This is a genomic window from Bacillus sp. AFS040349, from assembly GCF_002577655.1.
Taxonomy (GTDB): Bacteria; Bacillota; Bacilli; order Bacillales; family Bacillaceae; genus Metabacillus.
This window is the reverse complement of sequence record NZ_NUMC01000146.1, coordinates 1-8,129: the sequence shown is the minus strand read 5'-3', so window position 1 is coordinate 8,129 and position 8,129 is coordinate 1. Positions and strand designations below refer to the sequence as shown.

12 protein-coding genes are annotated in these 8,129 nt (G+C 35.9%); 6 read left to right on the top strand and 6 right to left on the bottom strand.

The window, feature by feature from the left end:
- Window positions 1–38 precede the first annotated feature (38 nt).
- The gene (locus tag COD11_RS24145) at window positions 39–2,312 is read left to right on the top strand and encodes a UvrD-helicase domain-containing protein (protein ID WP_098799452.1); all 2,274 of its coding nucleotides are present in this window, start codon (window positions 39–41) and stop codon (window positions 2,310–2,312) included.
- Between the two features lie 73 nt (window positions 2,313–2,385).
- On the opposite strand, the gene spoVIF is transcribed toward COD11_RS24145, so the two are convergent.
- The 6 genes from spoVIF to COD11_RS24120 form a co-directional block, all read right to left on the bottom strand.
- Window positions 2,386–2,640: a sporulation-specific transcription regulator SpoVIF gene (gene spoVIF / locus COD11_RS24140; protein ID WP_098799451.1), complete on the bottom strand. Its 255-nt coding sequence runs from the start codon at window positions 2,638–2,640 to the stop codon at window positions 2,386–2,388.
- Between the two features lie 198 nt (window positions 2,641–2,838).
- Complete coding sequence (locus COD11_RS24135; RefSeq protein ID WP_098799450.1) at window positions 2,839–2,958, bottom strand: YjcZ family sporulation protein; 120 nt, start codon at window positions 2,956–2,958, stop codon at window positions 2,839–2,841.
- A 90-nt stretch (window positions 2,959–3,048) separates the two neighbouring features.
- Window positions 3,049–3,258 carry a hypothetical protein gene (locus tag COD11_RS24130; protein ID WP_098799449.1) on the bottom strand — a complete coding sequence of 70 codons (210 nt, stop codon included), beginning with the start codon at window positions 3,256–3,258 and terminating at the stop codon, window positions 3,049–3,051.
- The gene (locus COD11_RS24125; protein WP_098799448.1) at window positions 3,245–3,961 is read right to left on the bottom strand and encodes a DUF421 domain-containing protein; all 717 of its coding nucleotides are present in this window, start codon (window positions 3,959–3,961) and stop codon (window positions 3,245–3,247) included. The genes COD11_RS24130 and COD11_RS24125 overlap by 14 nt, the downstream gene beginning before the upstream one ends.
- Before the next feature lie 141 nt (window positions 3,962–4,102).
- Window positions 4,103–4,228 (bottom strand): hypothetical protein, encoded by a 126-nt coding sequence (locus COD11_RS27765; protein ID WP_255301696.1) that lies wholly within the window; start codon window positions 4,226–4,228, stop codon window positions 4,103–4,105.
- Window positions 4,229–4,419: 191 nt separating this feature from the next.
- Window positions 4,420–4,770, bottom strand: coding sequence for a DUF1360 domain-containing protein (locus COD11_RS24120; RefSeq protein ID WP_098799447.1), 351 nt, complete (start codon window positions 4,768–4,770; stop codon window positions 4,420–4,422).
- A gap of 337 nt (window positions 4,771–5,107) precedes the next feature.
- On the opposite strand from COD11_RS24120, the gene COD11_RS24115 reads away from it, so the two are divergent.
- The 5 genes from COD11_RS24115 (at window position 5,108) to COD11_RS24095 (ending at window position 7,791) form a co-directional block, all read left to right on the top strand.
- Window positions 5,108–5,524 (top strand): spore coat protein, encoded by a 417-nt coding sequence (locus tag COD11_RS24115; RefSeq protein WP_098799446.1) that lies wholly within the window; start codon window positions 5,108–5,110, stop codon window positions 5,522–5,524.
- A gap of 76 nt (window positions 5,525–5,600) precedes the next feature.
- Window positions 5,601–5,882 carry a hypothetical protein gene (locus tag COD11_RS24110; RefSeq protein WP_098799445.1) on the top strand — a complete coding sequence of 94 codons (282 nt, stop codon included), beginning with the start codon at window positions 5,601–5,603 and terminating at the stop codon, window positions 5,880–5,882.
- Between the two features lie 93 nt (window positions 5,883–5,975).
- The gene (locus COD11_RS24105) at window positions 5,976–6,464 is read left to right on the top strand and encodes a spore coat protein (RefSeq protein WP_098799444.1); all 489 of its coding nucleotides are present in this window, start codon (window positions 5,976–5,978) and stop codon (window positions 6,462–6,464) included.
- A 287-nt stretch (window positions 6,465–6,751) separates the two neighbouring features.
- On the top strand, window positions 6,752–7,237 hold the full coding sequence (locus tag COD11_RS24100; protein WP_098799443.1) for a CotY/CotZ family spore coat protein: 486 nt from the start codon (window positions 6,752–6,754) through the stop codon (window positions 7,235–7,237).
- A gap of 140 nt (window positions 7,238–7,377) precedes the next feature.
- Entirely contained in the window at window positions 7,378–7,791 is a 414-nt protein-coding gene (locus COD11_RS24095) for a CotY/CotZ family spore coat protein (RefSeq protein WP_098799442.1), read from the top strand.
- Window positions 7,792–8,129: the final 338 nt, after the last annotated feature.

Here is an 8,129-nt window from a genome sequence, read left to right as displayed (position 1 = left end):
AGTTTTGACAATACGTATTTTATGGGAGGAGGGTCACTATGAATTCTGCAAAGTTGAAAGAAGTTACAATCTCCTTGCTTCAATTACCTCGAGAAGATTATCAACGAATCTATGAGTCTTGTTTAAAAGAAGAAGTTATTTGCCTATGTTGTGGGCAGCCTGTTCGATTTTATCTAGGAATTAGCAAATCTCCATATTTTTATCATTCCAATCAAAAACGAAATGAAACTTGTCAGCAGCAGTTTCAACAGTATCACTCTGAGCAGCCTGTTCAGGTAAAAGAGCCTGAACTATTATATGAAGAAAAAAACGGATTCCGCATCCCAAAATCCCGAAGTGTTGCAACAGTTGAAAAGCCACAGGTAGTGGAGTGGCGTCAGCCTAAATACATTAAAGGAAGAACACCGTTTACATTAAAAGTGAAAACACCTTCTTCAATAGTAGGTATTCCTCTTGATATTGAACAAAAAGAAGCTGTGACAACAATTGAAGGACCACTGCTTATTTTAGCTGGTGCTGGTAGTGGTAAAACCCGAGTGCTTACCACAAGAGCTCTTTATATGATTGAAGAAAAAAAAATCCAACCAACTTCGATCATGCTTGTTACGTTTACAGCAAAAGCCGCACGAGAGATGCATGAGCGTCTCGCCGCTTCTTCATCACTACATGTTGGTCAATTGAATCAGCTCGTGATTGGTACTTTTCATAGCATATTCTATAAAATCCTACTTCATCACAATCGCGATAAGTGGAACGGCAAAAACCTTTTAAAATGGGATTGGCAAAAAGAAGTTTATTTAAAAAATTCATGTAGAGAGCTAGGTATTGATGAGAAGGATTTTCCATTCGACCAAGCCATTCAACAAATTGGTTTTTGGAAAAACACAATGAAGTCAGTGAATGATATTCACCCAGCTGATGAATGGGAACAAACAGCATTAACTCTTTACCTTGCATACGAGGATCAAAAGCTACAACGAGGTCAATTTGATTTTGATGACATGCTGGTTCATTGCTACCAACTACTAAAGGAAAATCCCGAAATTCTTAAAGCTTATCAAAATCGTTTTCAGTATTTTCTTATTGATGAGTTTCAAGATATCAATCCTATTCAATATAAGCTCATTCAACTCCTCTCAAACCACACAAGAAATTTATGTGGAGTTGGCGATGATGATCAAACGATTTATAGTTTTAGAGGAAGTCAGCCTTCTTTTATTTTGGACTTCAAGCAGGAATATCCTGATGCCAAAGTGATTCACCTATCCTCTAACTACCGATCAGATCACGAGATCGTATCAACAGCCAATGAGGTTATTTCAAAAAACAAACATCGCTTAAGTAAGAGCATGATTGCTCAGTATCAATCAGAGCAATCACCTGTTACCTTTTTTCCATATGATGAGGAAGAAGAGGCAACGATGATTCTACAAGATATGAAGGAAAAAATTGAAGAAGGAGCAGCTCCTGATGAGTTTGCCATTTTATACCGAACTCATACCGGTGGACGAGCTGTGTTTGAACGCTTCGTGCAATCAAGCATTCCTTTTACGATGGAAAATGGACAATCTTCTTTTTATGAAAGAAAAATGGTTCGTAGTATGCTTTCCTATTTGCGATTAAGTATGAATGCAGATGATTCAACAGCTATTGCCGAACTTATTCGGGCACTATTTTTAAAGCAATCCGTTGTGAACGATGTAAAGGCTTTGAGCATTTTACATGATTGTTCCCTTGTTGAAGCATTGTTGCACGTGAATGGTTTGCCAAACTTTCAAAAATCAAAGCTTAAAAAGATCATCCCAAGAATCAGCTCTCTAAAAAATGAGAAGCCGGTGACAGCACTGACGATTATCGAAAAGGAACTGGGCTTTACTGATTATCTTAAAAAGCAAGGAAACGAAGGAAATACGATGGAAAAGGGCTCAGACGACATGAACGACCTAAAAGTTGTCGCAAAGAAATTTTTAACCATCCCAGATTTTCTTCAACATATCGATCACATGACCGTAACTCAGCAAGCACTTAAAGGAAATAAAGACAATTCTGGAGTTCAACTGATGACGATTCACCGCTCCAAGGGATTGGAATTTAAATATGTTTACGTATTGGGCATTGTGGATGGAGCACTACCACATGACTTCGCCCTTGAATCAGCCAGAAAAGAAAAATATGAATTTCTTGAAGAAGAAAGACGCTTGCTATATGTCGCGATGACAAGAGCAAAGGAACACCTTTACCTATCTGTTCCATCCTATCGCCGAGGACGAAAAGCCGCACCTTCGCGGTTTATTAAGGGGTTGCTAAAATAAAAAACGTAAAACCACACTTTACATTAAAAGTGTGGTTTTACTTTGTAACTATGAATCTCCAAACCTAGCTATGTTATTTTTTATTCATCATTTTTGCAATTGTGTTAAAGTCTAGCTTTTCTTTACCATTTACAATGGAATTAACAATTTTATCTTCCATTTCTTTATTTACTGGTTTATTTGCAATCCTAGATACTTGTTGGATGACACCGCGAACTGTTTTTTCGTCTTTAAAGTTTGCTCCTTGTAAAGAGTTAGCTAAAGAAAAGATATCATTCATGTTTACGCCAGTTTTACCTTCAAGGTTTTTAAAGAATTTGCTATCCATTTTCCCGCCTCCTTAATTCATGATATATACTATGGACTTAATTTGAAAATGTGATTAAATTTCAATTTTCTTTTGGGCTACTGTGATTTTTCCAACAGTATCCTCGCCTTGGACCCCGTCATCGAAAAAATACACTCCAAAAAATGACAAAAGTACGAGCAAGAGTGCTCATACTTTTATCTTTACATCTTTTTAAGATTAGTTGTAATAAGAAGCACCAACAATAATTAAAAGGATGAACAATACAACGATTAATACGAAAGTGCTACCACCACCGTAGCCGCCACCGCCGTATCCGTAACCATAGCCGTAACCCATGCGCTAAGCACCTCCTTTACCTGACTTCTCTACATCATATGTAAAGGAAATACTTTTGGTTGGACTAATATACATAATTGAAAAGTTTAATTATTTCGCCCCTACTTTTCCGCTCATCCATTTTTCCATCTGGGATGCAACCATTTCCATCTTTTGCTCAAATTCATCAGCTGTATTGTCTAAATTAGTTAATTGGTGATCAACGTTATCATATCTATTGTCTTCATTCCTCTGAATAGAATCATGCTTTCTTAAATTGGATTCCATCCAACGTTCAAAGAGTTGTTCAAGAATCTCCATTTTTCTCTCCTTCTTTCTCAAGATGGTCATCAAAATAATCAACATATAACTGTCCATCTGAACTAATTTGTGCGAGGTAAATATTTTCTACATGACTATTTTCGGATTGTAGTTTTGATTTGATCCAGGCAATGCTATAACCAGCAGAATAAATGGTTTCTGATAAGAACTTTCCATCCATGATAACCGTAAGAGGTTTTACCACTTCTGGTCCTTTTCCGAAAAAATCTTCCCATTTTGTAGGTTGTTTTTCCTTTTTTAGCAATACACTTAATTGTCCACATGTTTCCAAAACCGCAAACTCTACATCTGAAACTTGAAAAATATCCTTTTTCCTAAGTTGTTCAAGTAAGTCATCCGTACTATATTTTTCTCTCTTCATGTTTTTCTCTAAAATCTTTCCATCTTGTATAAAAATAGTTGCCTGCCCCTCCACTATGTCTCTAAATTTTTTACTTTTAAGTGACATAGTAGAAATAATAATAGGAAATAAAGACCAAATTAAAATTGATATAAGTCCATTTACAACATTTAATTCAACATCCATCGTAATGGTTCCCGCAATATCACCAACTGTTATACCAACAATGTATTCAAAAAACGATAAAGCTGATAGTTGCTTTTTCCCGAGTAATTTTGTAATAAAAAAAAGCCCTAAGATAATGAGTACTGATCGTATGATAACTTCTGTCCAGCTTGGCATGTTGTTTTTCTCCTCATAAAATCATATAAAAGCCTCATTATTATGCATCTGACACTGTAAAAATATGTAATATAAAAGGAGTACTCGAAAAATCAAGTACTCCCTTGTTATAAAACTGAAAAAGAAGCTGAATCGGAACAGTTAGACGCGTTTCTTTTTCTTTCCGCAACCGCAGCCGCTTTTTTTAACTTTTTTTGGTTTAGAAACAGATACAGATTGGTTGGAATTAGTTGGTCTTCCGGAAGGATTCAAGTTAGCCTTTTTCATGTTATATCCCACCTTCCTTTAAAAAATTCTTTATCTTAGGAGCAAACCTTCACTATTCATTAGCTGATTGAAAATTGATTACAGCTTGTTAAGGAGGGTTACTTCGTAAAATAGAGCATAATTTCCTAGAATTTTTCAGCTTCTATATCTCATTTTATGTGTTAATTTCTATTTGTTTCTAAGGGTATTGCCTAATCTACTATTCTACTGACAATTGATTCAATAATTCCCGCAACTCCAGCAACGGCTAAAATCATTAGGAGTGGCTCTGCTCCTTGAGGCCAAATCCACCAAATTCCGTATAAAAATCCCGTACACCAAACACCTGTGCACCAATAACAACTTAAAAGCTCCCCAATCCACGCCCGTAATCCTGATCCTTTTATTTCAATATAAACCTCATATTCACCATTATCATTCATCTCTTCAACTTCACGATGGAAAGGATTACGAATAAAAGCAGTAATTTTGTCAAACACAATTAATCTAGTTAGTCGAAAAGCTGCAAAAGCCAAGATGATGAATTGTAGCCAGGTTGTCATTTCCCCCCACCTCTCAAACGATAATCTTTATAAATTATGAAAGTATTTTTCATTTATGTATGTGTACAAGTTACCCATCGAATTTTTTTCTGACACGAGCATTTGTCCGTTGATGATTTAACAACTCAATATATTTGTCCATCAGCTTTTATCTGAAAAATGGGTTCAAACCTGTATGTTTGACTCATACAAAAGGCAGTGCATCTGCATTAAATACAATTAAAAGGAAATCACGGCTTAACACACGATTTATGATCCTTCCCTCGGCGTCCTTATCGTTAAGGTTAAAGGTCGTGGTTTCCTTTTAACCTCTTATTGATGAAAGGAGTGAGTTTTAATGACAACTAGATGGTCTGCATTAGATGACTGCAAATGCAAACACGAAGATACAACACAAGATGCTGTTCAAGTGAACGAAACCATTCAAGCTTCAGAAGAATATATTTTCATTAAAGACTCTTGCAATATTGAAGTGACTTCAACTGACACTCAGGTTGCTGTTTCTTTACAAGCTGCAATTCAAGTAGCAATTGCCTTGGTTATTAATCTAACAATTGCTGATAGCAACCGTGCTGAGCAAGTAACTCAACAATTGCTACAAAGCTCTGTTATTAAGCAAGCAAACAAACAAAAACTCATTATTGAAAACTCTCGCGATGTAAAAATCACAACAACTGATACAGATGTTGCAATTTCTCTCCAGGTTCTTATTCAAATTTTACTAGCATTGCTAGTACAAATTGACATCCTTTAATCAATCTGAATGAGGAAGAGCTGTTTTGGGCATAGGGATATATCCCTTAACCATTACAAAATTGGAGGTGAACACATTGTCTAACGAAAAATTAAACCTACAGGATATTTCTTCTTCTATGATGCAACTATTTGTTCAAGATGTTTTTAATAAGAACAATATTTCAGAAGAAAACAAAAAAACGTTATCTGAAGATCAAAAAGAAAAGCTAAGAAAAGTAGTGGCAGATCTTCAGGCACAAGTAGATGAATTTGTGAAAAATTCCAAAGAAAAGAAAGAGGAAAAGCCTGCAGCAGAAGAAGCACCGAAAAACACAACATTACGTGACATGATGAAAAACAGAAAAAAAGACAAATAAACTAAAAATGGGTAAAAACACCAAGATGTTTGTCTTATACAAAAATGAATTCTAGACATTTAATAATAGTAAATCGAAAGGAGGAATTAGAAAATGCAAGCAAGACCATATGAATGGGTAGCACTAGACCGTCATTCTTGTCATCCAACAGATTGTCATTCTAAAAATGAGGTGGCTGGAGCTAACGTTGGCAACTTCTTCGACGACGATGCAACAGTTTCACAAAATGCTGCACAAGTAAGCGAAACAGAACAAATTTCTTCTGAAACAATCATTGTAAGAGATTCTTGTGATATTGATATTTCATCAACAGACACTCAAGTAGCGGTTTCTTTACAAGTTGCACTTCAAGTAGCAATCGCATTAGTTATCAACTTAACAATCGCTGACAGCAACCGTGCAGAACAAGTAACTCAACAATTAATCCAACAAGCTGATATGAAACAATTAAACAAACAAAAATTAGTTATTGAAAACTCTAAAGATGTTAAAGTAACAACTACTGACACAGATGTAGCAATTTCTCTACAAGTACTTCTACAAATCTTAATTGCATTAGTTGTAAACATCGACATTTTCTAATGAGCTAAGAAGCAGGGGACACCCCCTGCTTTTTTGTTTGATTGAGGAGAAAATAAGACATCCAACATTTTTTTGACCTGCAATTCACCCTAAATCCCTGACATAACTTTCTTCTATTATAAATATGGCTCTTGTACCGAATATAGACAAACCATACATACCATTCACCTAAATTCTTTCCCAATGAATTCATCTCAAACTAGACGATTACCCACACCAACTAGTCATTACCCACATAGTCTGTTAAGGACTAAAGTCAATAAATAAAATTAAGGAGATGACTATTAATGGGTTGCAAAGATAAAAGAGACAGAGATAACAATTGCGTATGTGATGCGGTAGAACAAATTTTAGCTGAACAAGAAGCAGTAGAAGAAATTACTTGCCCTACAAGCTGCTACAGCAATTTACTAGGCCCTGTTGCTGGTCCACAAAGAGATACAATTCCTTTCATCCTTTATGGAAAAAAAGGTGAACTCTTTAAAGCATTCGGTAATGTTGGTGGATTCACTGGAGACATGACTTGTTTCCAAACAATCTTCTTCCGCGTTGAAAGTGTAGATGATTGCTGTGCAACATTATCATTACTTCGCCCAGTAGACGTTGATGGTAATACGCTAAGCGTATGTAATCCTTGTGACGAAGACTTCTTCGGTCTTGAAAAAACTGATTTCTGTATCGAAGTAGACCTTGATTGCTTCTGTGCAATTCAATGCCTATCACCAGAATTAGTTGACCGTGTTGCTGAAGACAGAAAAAAATACCACAAATAAATGAAGATAGATAGACTGCTGTTTTATCAGCAGTCTTTTCTTTTTTATGCCCCTAATACATAAATAGGCGCTTTCCCTAGAACATTCTTGTACCTATTTTCTTATACTATCAATATGAACGAATAACAGGAGGGAAGATAATGAAAGATCATTACTCCTTTAATTGTGTATGTGATGCAGTTGAAAATATCTTAAAACAACAAAAAGCCGTTGAAGATGAAAAATGCCCTACAAGCTGTTATAGCAATCTTCTAAACCCTGTCAAAACGCTTGGAGATACAATTCCTTTTCTTCTTCTAAATGAAAAGGGTCAGCCATTTCAAGCCTTTGGTAATGTCGGCGAAAATTGCTTTGAAACAAATTTCTTTCGTGTAGAAGGTATTCATGATTGCTGTGCAACACTAAGACTCTTACTTCCACTTGATTGCCACGGCCACCTTGCAAAAGAAATTTGTGATGTGAAAGAATTAGTTAAAACCAGAAACTGCGTAGAAGTCGACCTTTCTTGTTTCTGTGCGATTCAATGTTTATCACCTCGAATAATTGCTGGATAAGACTTTTTCATAAAAATTTTGCTCCTACCTGAGACATAGTTTGGCTCCACGCCTGAAACTATGTCTCTTTTGTTTTTGTATGAGGTATGAGATCCTGCTTCTGTGTCTGATTCTTGTCTTGATTTACTTTGACTTTGTATTGAGACAGAATATCTTCTCCGAACACGTTTTGTGTCTTGATTCTCTTTGTATCGGGACATATACGCTTCTGTGTGCATGGTTTCTGTCTCGATTCTCCTTGTATCGGGACATATACGCTTCTCTGTGCATGGTTTCTGTCTCGATTCTCCTTGTATCGGGACATAAGATCTTCTCCTTAGATTAAGTCCGTATAATTG

What these genes read in the sequence shown, in the direction of transcription:
- COD11_RS24135 (WP_098799450.1), bottom strand. Translation starts at nt 2,958, where the DNA reads ATGGGTTACGGCTATGGTTACGGATACGGCGGTGGCGGCTACGGTGGT.
- COD11_RS24125 (WP_098799448.1), bottom strand. Translation starts at nt 3,961, where the DNA reads ATGCCAAGCTGGACAGAAGTTATCATACGATCAGTACTCATTATCTTA.
- COD11_RS24115 (WP_098799446.1), top strand. Translation starts at nt 5,108, where the DNA reads ATGACAACTAGATGGTCTGCATTAGATGACTGCAAATGCAAACACGAA.
- COD11_RS24100 (WP_098799443.1), top strand. Translation starts at nt 6,752, where the DNA reads ATGGGTTGCAAAGATAAAAGAGACAGAGATAACAATTGCGTATGTGAT.
- COD11_RS27765 (WP_255301696.1), bottom strand. Translation starts at nt 4,228, where the DNA reads ATGAAAAAGGCTAACTTGAATCCTTCCGGAAGACCAACTAATTCCAAC.
- COD11_RS24120 (WP_098799447.1), bottom strand. Translation starts at nt 4,770, where the DNA reads ATGACAACCTGGCTACAATTCATCATCTTGGCTTTTGCAGCTTTTCGA.
- COD11_RS24145 (WP_098799452.1), top strand. Translation starts at nt 39, where the DNA reads ATGAATTCTGCAAAGTTGAAAGAAGTTACAATCTCCTTGCTTCAATTA.
- spoVIF (WP_098799451.1), bottom strand. Translation starts at nt 2,640, where the DNA reads ATGGATAGCAAATTCTTTAAAAACCTTGAAGGTAAAACTGGCGTAAAC.
- COD11_RS24095 (WP_098799442.1), top strand. Translation starts at nt 7,378, where the DNA reads ATGAAAGATCATTACTCCTTTAATTGTGTATGTGATGCAGTTGAAAAT.
- COD11_RS24130 (WP_098799449.1), bottom strand. Translation starts at nt 3,258, where the DNA reads ATGGAGATTCTTGAACAACTCTTTGAACGTTGGATGGAATCCAATTTA.
- COD11_RS24105 (WP_098799444.1), top strand. Translation starts at nt 5,976, where the DNA reads ATGCAAGCAAGACCATATGAATGGGTAGCACTAGACCGTCATTCTTGT.